The sequence below is a fragment of the Subsaxibacter sp. CAU 1640 genome (genome assembly GCF_023156585.1).
Lineage (GTDB): Bacteria > Bacteroidota > Bacteroidia > Flavobacteriales > Flavobacteriaceae > JBPOFM01.
Map to the genome: position 1 here is coordinate 88,585 of NZ_JALNMI010000002.1, position 18,582 is coordinate 107,166.

17 protein-coding genes are annotated in these 18,582 nt (G+C 36.5%); 8 read left to right on the forward strand and 9 right to left on the reverse strand.

What is annotated here, in order from left to right; translation table 11 throughout:
- Window positions 1-26: 26 nt before the first annotated feature.
- Both M0G43_RS04940 and M0G43_RS04945 read right to left on the reverse strand, forming a co-directional pair.
- Window positions 27-2,510, reverse strand: a complete 2,484-nt coding sequence (locus M0G43_RS04940) for a polysaccharide biosynthesis tyrosine autokinase (RefSeq protein WP_248023998.1) — start codon at window positions 2,508-2,510, stop codon at window positions 27-29.
- A 16-nt stretch (window positions 2,511-2,526) separates the two neighbouring features.
- Window positions 2,527-3,321, reverse strand: a complete 795-nt coding sequence (locus M0G43_RS04945) for a polysaccharide biosynthesis/export family protein (protein ID WP_248024000.1) — start codon at window positions 3,319-3,321, stop codon at window positions 2,527-2,529.
- Window positions 3,322-3,481: 160 nt separating this feature from the next.
- Here M0G43_RS04945 and M0G43_RS04950 point away from each other — a divergent pair, with 160 nt between their 5' ends.
- From M0G43_RS04950 to M0G43_RS04965, 4 genes are all read left to right on the forward strand, one after another.
- A complete protein-coding gene (locus M0G43_RS04950; protein ID WP_248024002.1) occupies window positions 3,482-5,344 on the forward strand; it encodes an ABC-F family ATP-binding cassette domain-containing protein in 1,863 nt (620 codons plus the stop codon).
- Between the two features lie 59 nt (window positions 5,345-5,403).
- A complete protein-coding gene (locus M0G43_RS04955) occupies window positions 5,404-6,174 on the forward strand; it encodes an O-methyltransferase (protein WP_248024004.1) in 771 nt (256 codons plus the stop codon).
- 216 nt (window positions 6,175-6,390) lie between these two features.
- Window positions 6,391-8,286: a DEAD/DEAH box helicase gene (locus M0G43_RS04960; protein ID WP_248024006.1), complete on the forward strand. Its 1,896-nt coding sequence runs from the start codon at window positions 6,391-6,393 to the stop codon at window positions 8,284-8,286.
- Between the two features lie 158 nt (window positions 8,287-8,444).
- Window positions 8,445-9,218 carry a carboxypeptidase-like regulatory domain-containing protein gene (locus tag M0G43_RS04965; RefSeq protein WP_248024009.1) on the forward strand — a complete coding sequence of 258 codons (774 nt, stop codon included), beginning with the start codon at window positions 8,445-8,447 and terminating at the stop codon, window positions 9,216-9,218.
- Window positions 9,219-9,228: 10 nt separating this feature from the next.
- Here the strand turns inward: M0G43_RS04965 and M0G43_RS04970 are convergent, their stop codons facing one another.
- Together M0G43_RS04970 and M0G43_RS04975 are read right to left on the reverse strand one after the other, a co-directional pair.
- The gene (locus M0G43_RS04970) at window positions 9,229-9,759 is read right to left on the reverse strand and encodes an SRPBCC family protein (protein ID WP_248024012.1); all 531 of its coding nucleotides are present in this window, start codon (window positions 9,757-9,759) and stop codon (window positions 9,229-9,231) included.
- A 44-nt stretch (window positions 9,760-9,803) separates the two neighbouring features.
- Window positions 9,804-10,457 carry a TrmH family RNA methyltransferase gene (locus M0G43_RS04975; RefSeq protein ID WP_248024015.1) on the reverse strand — a complete coding sequence of 218 codons (654 nt, stop codon included), beginning with the start codon at window positions 10,455-10,457 and terminating at the stop codon, window positions 9,804-9,806.
- 143 nt (window positions 10,458-10,600) lie between these two features.
- Here M0G43_RS04975 and M0G43_RS04980 point away from each other — a divergent pair, with 143 nt between their 5' ends.
- On the forward strand, window positions 10,601-11,281 hold the full coding sequence (locus tag M0G43_RS04980) for an SIR2 family NAD-dependent protein deacylase (RefSeq protein WP_248024017.1): 681 nt from the start codon (window positions 10,601-10,603) through the stop codon (window positions 11,279-11,281).
- Here M0G43_RS04980 and M0G43_RS04985 read toward each other — a convergent pair whose 3' ends face one another.
- The 3 genes from M0G43_RS04985 to M0G43_RS04995 all read right to left on the reverse strand — a co-directional run bounded on the left by M0G43_RS04985 (window position 11,282) and on the right by M0G43_RS04995 (window position 14,775).
- Window positions 11,282-12,919 carry an ABC-F family ATP-binding cassette domain-containing protein gene (locus tag M0G43_RS04985; protein WP_248024020.1) on the reverse strand — a complete coding sequence of 546 codons (1,638 nt, stop codon included), beginning with the start codon at window positions 12,917-12,919 and terminating at the stop codon, window positions 11,282-11,284.
- Window positions 12,920-12,991: 72 nt separating this feature from the next.
- Window positions 12,992-14,242 (reverse strand): glycosyltransferase, encoded by a 1,251-nt coding sequence (locus M0G43_RS04990; protein ID WP_248024022.1) that lies wholly within the window; start codon window positions 14,240-14,242, stop codon window positions 12,992-12,994.
- 59 nt (window positions 14,243-14,301) lie between these two features.
- Window positions 14,302-14,775 (reverse strand): heme-binding domain-containing protein, encoded by a 474-nt coding sequence (locus M0G43_RS04995; RefSeq protein WP_248024024.1) that lies wholly within the window; start codon window positions 14,773-14,775, stop codon window positions 14,302-14,304.
- Between the two features lie 37 nt (window positions 14,776-14,812).
- Between M0G43_RS04995 and M0G43_RS05000 the strand changes: the two genes are divergently transcribed.
- Entirely contained in the window at window positions 14,813-15,379 is a 567-nt protein-coding gene (locus M0G43_RS05000) for an adenylosuccinate lyase (protein ID WP_248024785.1), read from the forward strand.
- Here M0G43_RS05000 and M0G43_RS05005 read toward each other — a convergent pair.
- A complete protein-coding gene (locus M0G43_RS05005; protein WP_248024025.1) occupies window positions 15,366-16,346 on the reverse strand; it encodes a DUF1028 domain-containing protein in 981 nt (326 codons plus the stop codon). The two genes, M0G43_RS05000 and M0G43_RS05005, sit on opposite strands and share 14 nt — an antisense overlap.
- A 114-nt stretch (window positions 16,347-16,460) precedes the next feature.
- Between M0G43_RS05005 and purB the strand changes: the two genes are divergently transcribed.
- Together purB and M0G43_RS05015 are read left to right on the forward strand one after the other, a co-directional pair.
- Window positions 16,461-17,804, forward strand: a complete 1,344-nt coding sequence (gene purB, locus M0G43_RS05010) for an adenylosuccinate lyase (protein ID WP_248024027.1) — start codon at window positions 16,461-16,463, stop codon at window positions 17,802-17,804.
- 1 nt (window position 17,805) lies between these two features.
- Entirely contained in the window at window positions 17,806-18,009 is a 204-nt protein-coding gene (locus M0G43_RS05015) for a hypothetical protein (RefSeq protein ID WP_248024029.1), read from the forward strand.
- 27 nt (window positions 18,010-18,036) lie between these two features.
- Here the strand turns inward: M0G43_RS05015 and M0G43_RS05020 are convergent, their stop codons facing one another.
- Window positions 18,037-18,582 carry a DUF4252 domain-containing protein gene (locus M0G43_RS05020; protein WP_248024030.1) on the reverse strand — a complete coding sequence of 182 codons (546 nt, stop codon included), beginning with the start codon at window positions 18,580-18,582 and terminating at the stop codon, window positions 18,037-18,039.

Here is an 18,582-nt window from a genome sequence, read left to right on the forward strand (position 1 = left end):
AACTTTAATTGATAAGCTACTTTTCTTTAATTTCTCAAAACTTTCTTCACCCGCTCCCAAAGTGAGCGTTTCCCATTGCCTTCATGGTAGGCATTCCCATACGTGCCATAGCCATAACCGTAGCCATAACCGTAGCCATAACCGTAGCCATAATTATGATTGGTTTTGTGCTTATAGAAGTTGAGCACAAAACTGATGTTCTTGACCTCTCCTGCCCTATATTTAGCATTGATGAGGGATAACATTCCTTTCTTGGTGTAATCTAATCTAACCATAAAAATAGTAGCATCTGCATATTGTGTTAACTCCAAAGCATCTGTTACGAGTCCAAGAGGTGGTGTATCAAGAACTATCATATCATAACTATCACGAAGCTGCTCAATAAGTAGTTTCAATTGGTCAGACATTAAGAGTTCCGAAGGGTTGGGTGGTACTGGACCTGATGGAATAACATCGAGGTTTTCAATAAAGGTATGAGTTCGCACCTCATCTAAAGTACTTTCACCGATGAGATAATTGACCATTCCCTTATCATTAGTGATTTGAAAATCATCAAATATTTTTGGTTTCCTCAAATCAAGCCCCAGTAAAATTGTTTTCTTCCCAGACAAAGCATAAACTGTTGAAATGTTAATTGAGGAAAAAGTTTTTCCTTCACCACTTACGGAAGATGTTATCAATAGAGTTTTGCCTTTGTCTTCTTTTCCTTGTTTTTTAAAGATAAATTGTAAACTTGAACGAATCGATCTAAAGGATTCAGCCACTGCTGACTTTGGCTTTTCAAAAACCACCAAATTATTTTTGTAATTGTACTTTCCAATCAATCCCAAAATAGGAATGCTCGACAAACGCTCTATTTCATCTGAACCGTGAATGGTATTATCCAGCAGAAAAATCACAAAAATAAAAAACATAGGACTAAAAAATCCCACCATTAATGCCATCATATAATTGAGGCTTTTATTAGGTCCTATCAAACCACCTCCAATATCTTTAGCCTCGTCAATAGTGGTAATGTCACTAACATTGGCGGCTTTTACAATAGCAGCTTCTCCGCGTTTGGCGAGGTAAATATTATAAGCTTCTTGACTTAAATCCATCTTTCGCTGGATTTTCAAGTACTCCTGTTGATCTTCTGGCAATTTGCCTAATTCAGCCTCAAGCCTAGCAATATTCATGTTAATATTGTTAAGATTACTGCTGATTGTTTGTTTAGTTGTGGTAATTGTTTCTAACAGTACATTTTTTTCCGCATCAATTTGTCTGTCGATATCTTTAAAAAGAATATTTCCTTCCTTAACCGTATATTCTTTAGATTGACGTTCAATTGCAAGCGCTGTAATTTTACCTACACTGTTCAGAATATTGCTTTCAGAAATGCCTACAGACGTCGGTGCAGCAATTTTGGTATAATCCGTTTTGGTCCTCAAATAAGTTTCCAAAGAATTTAGATAATTGAGCTTCATCTTTTCTTCTTCTTTGTTTAAATCATAAGCCTTTAGCTTCTCTGATATTTGTGCCATTTCAGAAGTAATATCAAACAACTTATTTTCTTTTCGGAATTGGTTCATTTCATCGGTGACATCCTTTAAATTGGCATTGACTGCCGCCAAACTACTATCAATAAAATTTATGGTATTTGTAGCATAGAGGTTTTTACGCTCCAACTCTGTACGGCTCAAAATAGCAGAAGTAGCATTCAAATAGTCAACAATCTTTGATTTGTTGCTCCCTGCTAAACTTAATTCCAAAACAGAGGAGGAATTCCCATTGAAGGGCGAAATAGAAACCCCTGTCTGATATTGATTTACAACGGTATCATAATTAAGAAATTGAAAATAAAACTGATCGTCTGATATCAAGGGTTGCTCGAGTCGTCTTTTAATTGTCCCATGAAAAAAAGGTAAATCAATACTCTGCCCAAAAATAAACTTGCGTTTGAACTCACCAATTGAAGTAATGACATTGTATTTTTCTTTATTGGCATAACTTTGCACACTGTAACTTTCATTTTCAAATAGAATGGTAATTTCAAACTGTTGTTCGTTTAGGATACGAATACCAATCGGATGATTTAAAATTTGACCTTTGGTCTTATCCAGGATAATTTCAAAAGGAGCTTTTTTATAGATGTCCTCTTTACGATATTTACCTTCTTTTAAATATTCCACATAATACTCTAGAGAATCAACCACTAGCTCATTATGTGTTCTTGTTTTTACAGTGGTAAGCACTTTCCCTACCTTACCGGAAACACCTCCCCAGTTAAAGGAAATACTTGTATTGGATGTAAAAAACGGATTTTGGTCACTTTCCACTGAAATCAATGAGCTCAACTTGTAAATATTTTGTTTTCGAACATTGATTAAATAAGCTATGACCAAAGCCAAACCGACACAAATCAGCACAAACTTCCACCAGTTTAATACTTTGAACAAGTAGCCCCTAAAATCAAAGGTGGTACCTCTTGGCTCATTTCGATCTTGTTCACTATACTCTAATTCAGGCATTTTTTTAATATTCTTTTTACAAGCGGTTAATGAGTAAAAGCGTAGTGGTAACTAAAGACAAAGCTGAAATAACAGTAGTTAGAGTTTCCCTTCCTGTGGTTCCTGTTCCCCACGTTTTCTGCTTTAAAGGCTTAACATAAATCATATCATTTGGTTGGATATAATAATACGGTGAATTCATAACACTCATGTCAGTTAAATCTAAATGATGTATCTGCTGACCTTGTGGATACTGTCGAACAATCAATATATCCTTTCTATCACCTGTTATTTCGATTTCGCCAGAATTTGCAATAGCTTCAAAAATATTGACACGTTCTTGAAACAAAACTTTACTACCAGGACTCCCCACTTCACCGGTTGCAGTGTAACGCAATCCCGCAAGCTTAACGGTAATAAATATATTGGCAGTCTCTTTAAATTGTTCTTCCAGAAGTTTCTCCTTTATCTGGTTCTCAACTTCTTCCGCTGTAAACCCGAGTACATTAACATACCCTAACTCTGGTATTCGGATATTTCCGTGAGCGTCAACAGTGAAACCATCAAAATAAGCGCGCTCAGAAGCACTAGCGTTCAAACTCCCTTCACCGATAGGATTAAAAATAGTCACATTCTCCTGATCCAACACTTTTATCCTTATATTCAATATATCATTAATCTGAATACGATATGGCTTTTGCTTTTCAACCATGACCTGCAGTGAGTCGGTCGCCATATCTTTGTTTTGCAAATAAACAATATCCTTATGGGGAATGCAGGAGGTCATAAAACTGATGAAAATCAAACCAATGACCAATAAAACTCTATTCATACGGAGTGCTCTTGTTGAAGCACAAATATAACGTATCACTATCAATATCAAAATTTATATTATTTTTTTTACTAAACTCACCCCATCAACTATAAACCATTCATTAATCAATTATATCCCTTAAACCAAAAAATCACGTTATTTGCAAAAAAACAATCCCGTGAATTATCTAACCGTTGAAAATATTTCCAAATCTTATGGAGAATTGCAGCTCTTCAAAGACTTGTCATTCAGCATCCATAAGGATGATAAGATTGCATTTGTAGCCAAAAACGGTAGTGGTAAAACCTCCATTCTCAATATTTTATCGGGAGATGATGTACCCGATGACGGTCAAGTCATCATAAGAAACGGATTAAGACTCTCTTTCTTGCCTCAATCTCCAGATTTTGAGGAAGAATTGTCCATTGAGCAAACTATTTTCAATTCTGATTTGCCTATTTTAAAGGTAATTGAAAACTATGAAAAAGCGCTTTTGCATCCTGAAGATCAGGAAGCTTATCAAAAGGCTTTTGAGCAAATGGATATCCAAAATGCCTGGGATTTTGAAGTTCAGTACAAACAGATTTTGTTTCAGCTGAAGTTAGAAAATTTGGACCAAAAGATAAAAACAATGTCTGGTGGCCAAAAGAAACGCTTGGCACTTGCAAAGGCACTTATCAATAATCCCGATCTCTTGATTCTTGATGAGCCAACCAACCACCTCGATTTGGAGATGATTGAATGGCTGGAAAGTTATTTTGCAAAATCGCAGCTAACACTTTTTATGGTAACGCACGACAGGTATTTTTTGGAACGTGTATGCAATGAAATCATCGAATTAGACCACGGAAAACTTTACAGCTACAAAGGAAATTATTCTTATTATCTAGAAAATAAAGAGGCACGAATTGCCAATGAAACTGTAGAAACTGGAAAGGCAAAACAACTTTACAAAAAAGAACTGGAATGGATGCGTCGCCAACCAAAGGCGAGAACTACCAAGTCTAAATCTCGCATTGATGATTTTCACGTCATCAAAGAAAAAGCACATCAACGACGCAAAGACCATCAAGTTCAGTTAGAGTTGAATATGGAACGTTTGGGCAGCAAGATTGTAGAATTCCACAATGTTTCTAAATCTTTTGGCGAAAAAACGATACTCAACAAATTCGAATACGTATTTAAACGAGGTGAACGTATTGGAATTATAGGTAAAAACGGCACAGGAAAATCTACTTTTTTAAATATGCTCACTAAAAACCTGACTCCAGATTCTGGCAAGATTGTCATTGGTGATACCGTAAAATTTGGCTACTATACGCAGTCTGGCATTGAGGTAAAACCCGGCCAAAAGGTCATTGAGGTTATCAAGGAATTTGGTGAGTTTATTCCGTTGACAAAAGGAAGACAAATCAGCGCAGGACAGTTATTGGAACGCTTTTTATTTGACAGAAAAAAGCAATACGATTATGTTGAAAAATTAAGCGGTGGAGAACAAAAACGCTTGTATCTATGTACTGTTCTCATTCAAAATCCAAACTTCTTGATTCTTGATGAACCTACGAACGATTTAGATATTGTAACTTTAAACGTCTTGGAAGAATTTCTTTTGGATTTTCCAGGATGTCTATTGGTAGTGTCGCACGATCGCTATTTTATGGATAAAATCGTTGATCATCTCTTTGTGTTTAAAGGCGAAGGCGAAGTTGAAGATTTTCCCGGAAACTACACCGATTACAGAGACTACGAAGCATCAGTGCCTTCTCTTGAATCCTCAAAAACCGAAAATACGGAATCTGCCAGCATTAAACAGAATGAAGCAAGCAAACTATCGTATAACGAACAAAAGGAACTGAAGTCGTTGGAAAGCAAGATTAGATCACTAGAGTTGGATAAAAAAGCAATGGAAGCAAAGTTTAATGACACATCTTTATCTCAAGAACAAATAAATAAATTATCAGAAGAATTGCAGATCATTCTCGACGACATCGCAACCAAGGAATCACGATGGTTTGAGCTTTCGGAAAAAATGGAAGAATGATTCTAGCTTTTGGAAAAAATGGACTCTGAACCCTGAATTTTGAACTCTGAATTTTGAATATGTTTCAAATCATTGAATACATAAAATTTCTCTGGCATTCCAAAAATGAGCACGCGGTCCATTCACCTTTTGTATTCGATTTGATTACCAAATGTTTCTATGACAGAACATTTTATCCAGAATATAATCAGCTACACTCTTACCGAAAATCTTTATTATCCGATTCTCAAATTATTGAAATAAAAGATTTTGGTTCAGGTTCAAAGGTGTTTTCATCAAATAAAAGACAAATTAAAGATATTGCCAAAACATCTGGAACATCACATAAAAGATCCAAATTACTTTTCAGGTTGACGAGGTATTTGAATGTGAATAATGCTATTGAATTAGGCACTTCTTTAGGCATTGGAACTTATTCAATGGCCTTGGGGAATCAAAATGCTTCAATCATAAGCATTGAAGGCTGTCCCGAAATTTCAAGATTTACGTCTGATAAATTTAAGAAATTGAACATCAACAATGTTCAGATAGTAAATGATGTATTTTCAAGTGCATTGCAGGATTTTAAACACAACAAATTCGATTTGGTTTTTATTGATGGTCATCACGATAAGGACGCGACAATTGAATATTTTCAACAATTGCTTCCGAATGCACACAATGATTCTGTCTTTATTTTTGATGATATTCATTGGTCTAAAGGGATGACAGAAGCTTGGAACAGCATTAAAAACCATCCGCAAGTGACTGTTACAATCGACACGTTTTTTTGGGGATTTGTCTTTTTCAGAACCGAACAAGCAAAAGAACATTTCACAATTCGCGTCTAAATCCTAGTGAAATATAGAAAACTCTACCATTTAAAAATTCTAGATTATTCATCATTTATTGTTAATTATTGATTACATTTGCCGCTTGAAATTCAGAATGAAAATTTTGAGCTAAATTCCTCAAGGTGAGGATGTGTTACGAGAAGTTTAGGTTTAAGTATGTCGATTCGCTTCTGTTGTAACACTGATAACATAATCGAATACTTATTAAAACGAATGAGCACATTCCAAAATTTGGGTCTCAATGAAGACCTATTGAGCGCTATTAATGATTTAGGATTTGAATCTCCAAGCGCCGTTCAAGTACAAGCAATCCCAATTTTACTCGAAGATGACACAGATTTGGTGGCATTGGCACAAACCGGAACCGGAAAAACGGCTGCCTTTGGTTTTCCAATGCTTCAAAAAATCAATATTGATAGCAGAACTACTCAAGGCTTAATCCTGTCTCCTACCCGCGAACTTTGTTTACAAATCGCCAACGAACTAAAGCTCTACGGAAAATATTGCAAAGGTTTAAATGTGGTTGCGGTTTATGGTGGCGCAAGTATCAATGAACAATCTAGAGAATTGAAAAGAGGAGCACAGATTGTTGTTGCAACTCCAGGACGTATGAAGGATATGATCAACCGAAATTTGGTGGATATTTCCAAAATAGAATATGCAGTTTTAGATGAAGCTGATGAGATGTTGAATATGGGATTCTATGAGGATATCACTGACATCCTTTCGCATTCACCTCAAGACAAAAATACCTGGTTGTTTTCAGCTACGATGCCAAAAGAAGTAGCTTCGATTGCGAAAAAATTTATGCATTCTCCAGTTGAAATTACTGTTGGAAATAAAAATGAAAGTACCAAACAGGTTTCTCACGAATACTATCTTGTTAACTCTCGTGATAGATATGCAGCGTTGAAACGTCTTGCAGATGCAAATCCTGATATTTTTTCGGTGATTTTCTGTCGTACAAAAAGAGACACTCAAAAAGTTGCAGAACAATTGATTGAAGATGGCTACAGCGCTGGCGCACTTCACGGCGATTTGAGCCAAAACCAACGTGATTTGGTGATGAATGCGTTCCGTAAGAATCAAATTCAGATGTTGGTAGCAACAGACGTTGCGGCACGTGGAATAGACGTTGATGACATTACACACGTTATCAATTACCAATTGCCAGATGAAATTGAAACCTATACGCACAGGTCTGGTCGTACAGGTCGTGCAGGTAAAACTGGTGTTTCAATGGTGATTGTTTCCAAAAGTGAGTTGAGAAAAATCAAGAGCATCGAACGCATCATCAAGAAAGAATTTATCAAGAAAGATATTCCAGACGGAATGGAAATCTGTGAAGTTCAGTTGATGTCTTTGGCAAATAAAGTTCATAATACAGAAATCAATCACGAAATTGACAAATATCTAACGAGTATCAACGAACTTTTTGAAGATACTTCGAAAGAAGAATTGATTAAAAAATTCTTTTCGGTCGAATTCACGCGTTTCTATAATTATTACCAAAAAACGCAAAACCTGAATGTATCAGATTCAAGAAGCAATGATTCTGACCGAGGACGTGATTACAGCAGCAATGATAATTCAACTCGTTATTTTATCAATGTTGGTAAAAAAGATGGTTACGATTGGATGAGCCTAAAAGATTTCTTGAGAGATATTCTTGAGTTGGGAAGAGACGATGTTTTCAAAGTTGATGTTAAGGATAGTTTTTCATTTTTCAATACCGACAATGAACTTCAAGAAAAAGTGTTATCATTTTTTAATGATTATAAACACAATGGTCGTTTTGTAAATGTTGAAGTGAGCGAAGATAAAGGTCGTGGAACAAGTCGAAGTAAAAGACGTTCTGGTGGCAGACGTTCTTCGGATGGTGATTTTAAACCAAGAAAAGAGAGACGCTCATCAAATGACAGAAGTTCTTCAAATGATTCAAGAGACAATAAAAGAAGTCGCAGAAGTTCTGATGATTCAAAACCTAGAAGCTCCAAAACCAGCGACAATAAAGATTTAAACAGAAAGCAAAGACGTGCAATGGGCGATTATAAGCCTGTTGGACCAAGCTTTACGCCTCCACGACGTTCAAGACGCAAGGATTCTTGATTTTAAAGGATCAAAGGCACAGATAACTATGGTAAGCGGTTTGCCAAAGGGCAAAACCAATGGCTAACAGCTCTAACGAAAGTTAATATTTAGTCAAAATTGTAAGGTTTGAAATGTTTTTACGTTTTGATTGTTATTTTTATGGTTAATTTTACCGTATGAGACACCTACTTTTACTTTTATCATTTTTATTAACCGCTTCCCTTTGTTTTTCGCAGGAAGAGGAGATAACTGTGAAAGGAACTGTCATCAGTACAACCACAACGCAACCTCTTGAAAGCGTAAATATTGTCAATCTTAATCTGGTAAAAGGAACTTCTTCAGATGAAAATGGACAATTTGAAATTCGTGCAAAGGCCAATGACACTTTACACTTTTCATATTTGGGTTATAAATCCATCAAGGTTAAAGTCACCAATGACTGGTTGAAATTTGGTGATGTCAAAATTGAAATGACAGAGCTTGCGCTCGCGCTGGAAGAAGTAGTGGTGAAACAACTCAAACTTACAGGATATTTGGAGGTAGATATTGCGCAAGTGCCTATCAAAACCAATTACCGTTACAGCATTTCTGGTTTATCAACTGCTGGTTATGAATCAGGAAATAACTCTAAACAAGGATTGACCAAAGTGCTTGGCTCCATTTTTAATCCGGCTGATTTATTGCACAATATTTTTGGCAAAAAGCCTAAAGAGATGCGCAAACTACGTCAGATGAAACAGGATGATGAAATCAGAAATCTGTTGGCAACACGTTTTGACAGAGAAATGCTTATGGTTTTACTTCAGGTTGATAAAGTCGATTTGGATGAGATTGTAAGCCAATGTAACTATTCCAAAGATTTCATTGAAACTGCAAATGACCTTCAAATACTAGATGCTATCAACGAATGTTACGAAGAGTATAAGGTTTTGAGCCGAAATCGAGGTTAGAATCTTGAAATTACCTGTTTTCCAAAATTGTCTTTAAGCTTTCAAGTCCTTCTTCAAAATCTTTTCCGACTGTTTTATCCATATTGAAAAACAAAAAGAAAATATTCGAAGGCATTTGATTGACACCCGAAAATCCCCAAACAACTTCCGTAGAATCCTCATCAACTTTATGGACTTTGATATAAGCATCCGATTGCGATTTCCAAGGTTTAAAAAAGCGTAGTTGACTTTCCACTATCTGATTTTCCACGAGTCTAGTCAATTCTTGTTCGCCCGAACCAACATCCTTGTTACCTTCCCATTTGTTGATGAATCCAATTTCACCATCAACGCCAACTGTGGTTTGCTTCATATTCGGATCTTTCTTTTTCCACGGCGACCAATGATCCTGATTTTTGATGAATTTTAAATAGTGGTACACTTCAGGAAGCGGCTTTTGGATCACTATACTTCTGTTTACGTGATATTTTTTAGGAGCAATCAGGGCAAGAACAATAATCAATACAATGATTGAAGCTAGAATATAAATGAAAGTCAGCATAATAAACAATTTTGTTGGTTAGTGATTCTAATTTAGTGATAATTCTATTGATTATAAAATCGTTTGATGATATCATCATAACTCTTTAGCGAATTTCTTACCCAATCCATTCGTTTTTGAAGCATCTCTTCTTCAGAAAGTTGCCATTTAATATCTGAAGCCTTCAATTTTGCTGTAACGTGCTGCAGAACAATCGCTGCAGAAACAGAAATGTTCAAACTTTCGGTAAAACCAGCCATTGGAATTTTTAAAAAACAGTCAGCATTGTCCAACACTTCTTCAGAAAGGCCTTCTCGCTCTCGTCCGAAGAAAAAACAGGACTTTTTGGTAACGTCAAAATCTTGAAGCAGGCAGTCATTGCGATGAGGCGTTGCAGCCACAATTTGGTATCCTTTGGATTTTAAATCAGATAGACATTCCTTGGCCGAATGATACCGATTCAAATCGACCCATTTTTGAGCACCCATCGCAATTTCTCTATCAATGCGTTTTCTGTTGCGTTCCTCAATGATATTGATTTCTTGAATCCCAAAAACATCGCAAGACCTGATAACAGCACTCGTGTTGTGCAATTGATAAACATCTTCCGTAGCAACCGTAAAATGCTTGGTACGCTGCGATAATACCTGTAAGTACTTTTCCTTTCGAGATTCCGTCAGGAAACTCTCCAAATATTCCAAAAGCTTAATGTCTACCATAATTCAAAATTAGTAAATTTATAAACTGAAATCCTATTCTTGACAAAGGATGCATAGTAAGTTTTGCCACGAATACACTAATGTTTTTTCGTGGGTTTAATCAAATTATTCGTGAATTTGTGGCTATTAAATTCTTATCAATAATGAAAAAACACCTAGTAGTGCTCACAGGAGCAGGAATAAGTGCCGAAAGTGGCATCAAAACATTTCGGGATGCGGATGGACTTTGGGAAGGCCACGATGTGATGGAAGTTGCCACACCAGAAGGTTTTTTGGCAAACCCTACTTTGGTGTTGGAGTTTTACAATCAACGGCGTAGGCAATTGTTTGAAGTGGAACCTAATTCGGCGCATTATGATTTGGCAGCTTTGGAAAATGAATTTAAGGTGTCCATCATCACCCAAAATGTGGATGATTTGCACGAACGTGCTGGCAGTAGTGATGTGACCCACCTTCACGGCGAACTTCTAAAGTCGCGAAGCATCATCAATGACGAAGAGTTTTATGACTGCAAAATGGACATCAATTTAGGTGATGTCTGCCCGAAAGGTCATCAATTGCGACCGCACATTGTTTGGTTTGGGGAAGCCGTACCAATGATTGAAAAAGCAGCAGAAGTCTGTGAAACTGCCGATATTTTGCTGATTATCGGTACGTCTATGCAAGTCTATCCAGCAGCTGGGCTGATTCATTACGTGCCAAAAGATATTCCTATTTATTTTATCGACCCAAAACCAAGTATGCAGAGCAAAGGCAACCTCAACGTCATTGCTGAAAGTGCAACCGTTGGAATGAGAAAAGTAATCTCTCTGATTACATCTTGATTATTTATTCAGATTGATTTCCCGTAAATGTTCCATCCTATTACGTGCCAAGAAATCATCAATGGTTTCATAATGTTCAATGACGCGTTGGTCCTTGAATTCAAACACTTTTTGCGATAATCCTTGGAGGAAATCTCGGTCGTGAGATACCAAAATCAAAGTGCCATCAAAATCCATTAGTGCTTCTTTCAACACATCTTTCGATTTCAAATCCAAATGGTTGGTAGGCTCATCGAGAATTAACAAATTAACGGGTTCCAAAAGCAATTTGACCATCGCCAAACGTGTCTTTTCACCTCCAGAAAGCACACTTACTTTTTTGTCGATATCATCACCTTTGAACATAAAACGCCCCAAAATATTCTTGATTTGGGTTCGAATATCGCCTTCGGCAACTTCATCAACCGTTTGAAAAATAGTTAAGCCTTCATCCAATAAAGAGGCTTGATTTTGTGCAAAATAACCGACTTTCACGTTGTGGCCCAATGCGCAATGACCTTCTACATCAATTTCACCCATAATAGCCTTAATCATCGTAGATTTTCCTTCACCATTTCGGCCCACAAATGACACTTTTTCGCCACGGGAAATGGACATATTGGCGTTTTTAAAGACAACCTTGTCACCATATGATTTGGATAAATCTTTCACGGTCACAGGATAATCTCCTGATCGCTGCGCAGGTGGAAAACGAAGTTTTAAAGCAGAAGTATCGATTTCATCAATTTCGATGATTTCGAGTTTTTCCAACATACGCTCTCGGGAATTCACTTGATTAGTCTTGGAATAAGTGCCTTTGAATCGCTCGATGAACGCCATATTGTCGGCAATGAATTTCTGTTGTTCATTGTAAGCCTTGATTTGATGGGCTCTTCTATCTTCACGCAATTGCAAATAATGTGAATAGTTTGCTTTGTAATCGTAAATGCGACCCATCGTCACTTCAATAGTGCGGTTGGTAATATTATCGATAAATGCTTTGTCGTGCGAAATGACCATAACGGCATTTGCCTTGTTGATTAAAAAATCTTCGAGCCAAATTACAGATTCGATGTCAATGTGGTTGGTAGGCTCATCCAGAAGTATCAAATCAGGTTTTTGCAACAATATTTTCGCCAACTCGATTCGCATTCGGTAGCCACCGCTAAATTCGCTGGTCTGTCTTGTAAAATCCTCACGCTTAAAGCCTAATCCACGTAAGGCTTTTTCAACTTCAGCATCATAGTTGATGTCTTCAAGCGCATAATATTTTTCACCTAAATCTGACACTTTGGTGATGATATTCATATACTCATCAGATTCGTAATCTGTTCGGGTTTCCAACTGTTTGTTCAGAGCTTCCATTTCATCACGCATGGCGAAAACATGCGCAAATGCCTTGGAGGCTTCTTCGAATACCGTGCAGTTATCTTCAGTCAACAAATGTTGCGGCAAATAAGCAATGACTGCATCTTTTGGAAAACGAACATTGCCTCTGGTGGCTTTTTGTTCGCCAGCAATGATCTTCATCATTGTGGATTTTCCCGCGCCATTTTTGCCCATCAAGGCGATTTTGTCGTTGGGATTGATAGTGAAAGAAACATCACTGAACAAGGTTTGTCCACCAAACTCAACGGCCAAATTATCAACTGAAATCATAATAGAATTTTAAGGCTGCAAAGCTATGAAAATAAGCTTCGAATTCCCTATTAATTTTCACTTGGTCCCAAATTAATTTGAGTCGGATTTAGAATTTTTCTCCTCTATCCATTTACTCATAAACTTGGTGCTTTGCAAAGAATGGTGTTGGAGCATCATCCCAGTAAAATTCTGTAAACGCAATGTTTTAAGGTTATTTGTCAACGTTGAAAGATGCAAGAAGAAATCGGCAATGTAAAGTTGTTTGTCAAATCGAGCATTCAAGACCAAAAATCCGTTTTTGTGCAAACCATTCCAGAAAATTTTATCATTGTAAAGTTCTATGGCTTTGTTGGCAAATTGTTTGGCATCATCTTCAATAAAACCGTTAGGTTCAAATGTACCAAACATACCTTCAGCAGCTAAAGACGTCATCACACAAGGCGTACCATTGGCCATCGCATCTATCAATTTCCCTTTTAACCCAGCACCAAAACGCAATGGTGCCAAGCATAATCTTGCCTCCTGCATAGCCACATTGACATCTTCCGTAAAACCTTTCACCAAAAAACCTTCCTTTTCGTTGTGAAGTTGATTCACTTTTTCTGATGCATAGGCGCCATATACGTGTAGTTCTACCATCTTCAACTTCTTACGAATCAAGGGCCAAATTTTTTCCTTTAAATACAAAACAGCATCATAATTGGGTGCATGCAAAAAATTACCAATGACCATCATATGCTGTCTATCCTTAAATTTTGGGAGGTTTCTGATGGTTTCGGGCGATACACTTTCAATCAAAAACGGCAAGTAGTAAAGCAGCTGTTCATTGACCTTAAATTGATATTTGAGAATACTCATCTCCACTTCTGAAATAATCAAACTCAAATCGCAGCGATAGATACTCGCTATCTCGCGCTTTGCGGTATCGTTGAAAAGATAATTGACATCGAACGATTCATCATCTTTTAGAGCTTGTTCCCTACCCTTTCTCAAGCAATGTAAATCTTCTGTATCTAAAATCTTTATGGCATCTGGACAATGTTCTGAAACACGCCAACCGAACTGCTCTTCTACCATAAATCGGTCAAATAGCACGATTGTTGGATTCAGCTTTTTGATAAAATCATCAAAACTAGCATTGTTCAATTCAATAGACATTTCATCAATTTGAATGCTTTTCAAATCAATGGCATTTTCGTTTTTAGCACTTGTGCTTGCAAATGTGATATGATAGTCTTGACTTCTAAATGCTTGAACAAGCTGCATCATCCGGCTACCAGCCGCAGAACTTTTAGGTTCTGGCCAGACGTGACCGATAATTAAGAGGGATTTTTTTGTCACGAATTCACAAATTATTTTTTTTCAGTAGTACCTTAAACAGGAATTTGAAATTTAGTTGATTATTGCGGTTTCTCCTCTAAACTGTATTTCAAACGGACTTTTTTCGCCCAATCTATCACTGATTTTATTTGTTCGTCAGATAGCTTTGCTTCAGGATGCCCCCAAGTATAGGAGGGCAAAGGCATTTCACGCTCTTCAACCATCTCTATCAATTCATCAAACTTGTGGTCTTTACGCTTTATTGAATTATCATTCCAGTTTGAGATATTGAAATGCTTTTTACCGTCTTCAATATGTTCTGCCATCCAATAATTTACTGGAGTTATCTGACTATACCAAGGATATCTTGTAACGTCACTATGGCAATCATTGCAACTCTCCTTGAGAATCAGCTTTACATTTTCTGGCGGATTTGTGTCTGCATAAAAACTATCTATGGATGCCAAATCACCTTGATTTTTTTCTGGTCTAAAAAATTGAGCAACCACAAAAATGATCAGCAAAACAAGAAGTATTTTTTTTAAAATTTTCACTTTTGATTAGTTTTATGTCTAAAAATAGAAAAAAGTGATGACAACTGACCAATTGTACCAAGAATTAAATTATGTTGACCATTCTCGTGCAAACCGTTTGAAATATGCCAATTTGATGATAGGTCAGCCAGATTTGATTCCAAAGCTACTGGAAATTTTATTTATGGTAGATGATAAAGTGTCTTGCCGAGCCGCTTGGGTTTTTGAATTTATGTGTGGGGAAAAACTTGAAGAAATCATTCCTCATCTAGATACTTTTACTGACAATATTCATAAAGTGCATCTTGATCCTGCTGTGAGACCAGTTGCTAAAATTTGTGAATACATTTCAAAAGCTTATTATTCAAAAGAAGACAATTCAATTAAGCACGCATTAAAGACGAAGCATAAAGAAAAAATTGTGGAAGCGTGTTTTGACTGGATGATCAACGACGAAAAAATAGCTCCGAAAGCTTACTCAATGAATACGTTGTATCTCTTCGGACAAGATATTGATTGGATTCATCCTGAACTGGCAATTATTTTAGAGCGTGACTTCCAAATGCAAAGTTCGGGTTTTAAGGCCAGAGCAAAACATATCTTGAAAAAAATTAAAGCTTCATAACTGCTTCCAAATCTTTTTCAGAAATGTTCAACAAGTTGCTTTTCACCAATCTCGAAGTTAAAGTTTTCCAATTTTTATCTTTCTTAAAAATAGAAGTTAGAATCGGTTTTGCTCTTTCGAAGTCTTTGTTATTCAATAGATTTATAGCATACCAATATTGCATTTCCAAGTTTTCTGGAAATAATGTTTGGGCTTTCAAATAAAGTTCTTCAGCCATTTTGGAATCACCTTTTTCCATAGCCAAATCACCTTGGTTCATAAAGTCATAAGCTCTGTGAATTTTAATGAGACGTTCTAATTCTGCAATAGGATCATTACTATCCTCAACTCTTAAATCCATTATGGTATCTTCCCAAGAATTTCCTGTTGCCTTTCCTTTTACAATAAGAATTGCTGCAGATTGTTTGCCTCTAATGTCTCCTTTCTCTCCTTCAGCTGCTTTTAATGCTGCCAAAATACGTTCGCTTAAGCTTCCTTTGGTAGACTCAAATGCTTTAGCCATAGCATCCCAAACTGTGTTGCTGAGCATCATATTTGCCTGAACGGAAAAATTTTTACCTTTTTTATGACCTGATTCTGCAATACATAAACTTCCTGTATGCGTTGACACTTCCCCATTAGCATTCATAAATGCTACTTGACGGTACATTTCGCCTGAATCGTTTGCCAGCAATGCATCCAAAGCTTGCTTTGGAGACAAACCTTGTTCCATCAACGACAAACCTTTTGGTCCATAACTTGGATTGACCAATGATTGCGTTGCCACAACTCCAACACCAGCTTTTCCATAGGTTACCACACTGCCTACACTGAACCAATGACTTTGAACAGCCACGCCAATTTCACCTGTCACAGAATCTCTTGCAACTATGGAATAAGTATGTGTAAAAGGTTCAGATTTTTTGAAAGATTGTGAAAAAACACCTAATGTTGAGCCGAAAAAGAACAGAAAGAAAACGTTTTTCATCATGACTAATTTTGACTTAAATATAATGAATTTAGTCATTAATCTTCTGTCTCTTGGCTTCCCACTTCTAACTTTCTTTGTTATCTTTGCGTCTTTCAAAATAACAACACAACCATGTCCTTATCTTCACTTAATGCCATTTCACCAATTGATGGTCGCTACAGAAGTAAAGTCAACGAATTGGCAGCCTACTTTTCGGAAGAGGCCTTAATCAAATACAGAGTTTTAGTTGAAATTGAATATTTTATTGCATTGTGCGAAATCCCTTTGCCTCAACTTTCTGACTTTGATACTTCTTTATTTGAAAACTTAAGAGACATCTACAGAAACTTTTCAACTGAAGATGCGCTGAACATAAAGGATATTGAGAAAGTTACCAATCATGATGTAAAAGCTGTTGAATATTTCATCAAGGAACAATTTGATGTGCTCAATATTTCGAAATACAAAGAGTTTATTCATTTTGGACTGACCTCTCAAGACATCAACAATACCGCGATTCCTTTGAGTATCAAAGAAGCTATGAATGATGTTTATGTTCCTGAATATTTGGTGATTTTGAACCGCTTGAAAGAATTGATCATCGAATGGAAGAACGTCCCAATGTTGGCACGAACTCACGGACAACCAGCTTCTCCTACTCGATTGGGCAAAGAGATAGAAGTGTTTGTGGTTCGTCTTGAAGAGCAATTCAATTTGTTGAACGATATACCCAGTGCAGCTAAATTTGGTGGTGCAACTGGGAACTTTAATGCACACAATGTTGCATACCCTAAAATCGATTGGAAAAGTTTTGGAAGCAAGTTTGTTCAAGAAAAATTAGGTCTGCAACATTCATTCCCTACCACTCAAATTGAACATTATGATCATATGGCAGCATTGTTTGATGCTTTAAAACGTATCAACACCATTCTCATTGATTTGGATAGAGACATTTGGACTTATGTGTCGATGGATTATTTTAAACAAAAAATAAAAGCTGGTGAAGTAGGAAGTTCAGCAATGCCTCATAAAGTGAACCCAATAGATTTTGAAAATAGTGAAGGAAATCTTGGGATTGCCAACGCGCTTTTTGAGCATTTGTCAGCAAAATTACCTATTTCGCGGTTACAGCGCGATTTGACAGACAGTACTGTACTTCGAAATGTTGGTGTGCCGTTTGCCCATACAATTATTGGGTTGAAATCTACTTTAAAAGGATTGAACAAATTGGTTCTGAATGAAGCAAAATTTGCGGAAGACCTTGAAAACAATTGGGCAGTGGTGGCAGAAGCTATCCAGACTATTTTGCGTCGTGAAGGCTATCCAAATCCGTATGAAGCCTTGAAAGGATTAACGCGTACCAATGAAAAAATCAACCAAAAAACAATGTCGGATTTTATAGAAACGCTTGATGTTTCTGACGAAATTAAATCTGAACTGAAACAAATAACTCCAAGTAACTACACAGGAATTTAAAATGACTTTTACAAGAAATCAATTTATGGTTTGGTTTACAGGATTCATTATCGTGGCATTCTTTGTTGCTGGTATTTTAGATGTCCTGGATTATATCATTGTCAAATTGATTTTGTTTTCCTGCTTTTCGTTTGTGGTAGCAAATATCTATTTTTTCCTCTTTAAAGAAGACACAAAAAAATCACCCGAAGAAGATTCCAAGTGATTTAATAACCTTTTTTGTAATCTAAAGTTACTTGAAAAAATCGATAATTTGTTTCAGCTGACCGTCATCTATATTGCTTTGATCTAAAACAGAAGATAGGGTCATTAACTTTTGAGGTTCCATATTGTTTCCTAAAATCCTTACAACTGCAAAGCCCATATTATTGGAACTTCCAAACAGGATAAATTCATCAATGTCATCATCCTCTCCCACATATTTCACCATAAATTTACCATCTGTGGAATTTCCGCCTCGCATCAATTCTTCATATTTGTCGTCATCTAGAATGGTCTTCACTTTAGATAATTCATCCTTATAATCAGCCGTAGCAACGCTATCTTTTCTGTAAGCCAACATATTCAATTTTTGAACTGAATTGTAAGCTTCCTTTTGATCTTCAGTTAATTTTGTTTGATCAATGTTCAACATCGATACAGGAACATCAAGCGACAAAAAATTAGGTTTTTCTTGATTGTCAACAAAATAAGTTTGCAAAGATGGATTTTGGTTGCAACTGAAAATTGTTGCAACCAAAACCACCAGTACTACAATATGCTTGGTCAGTGAGGTCAT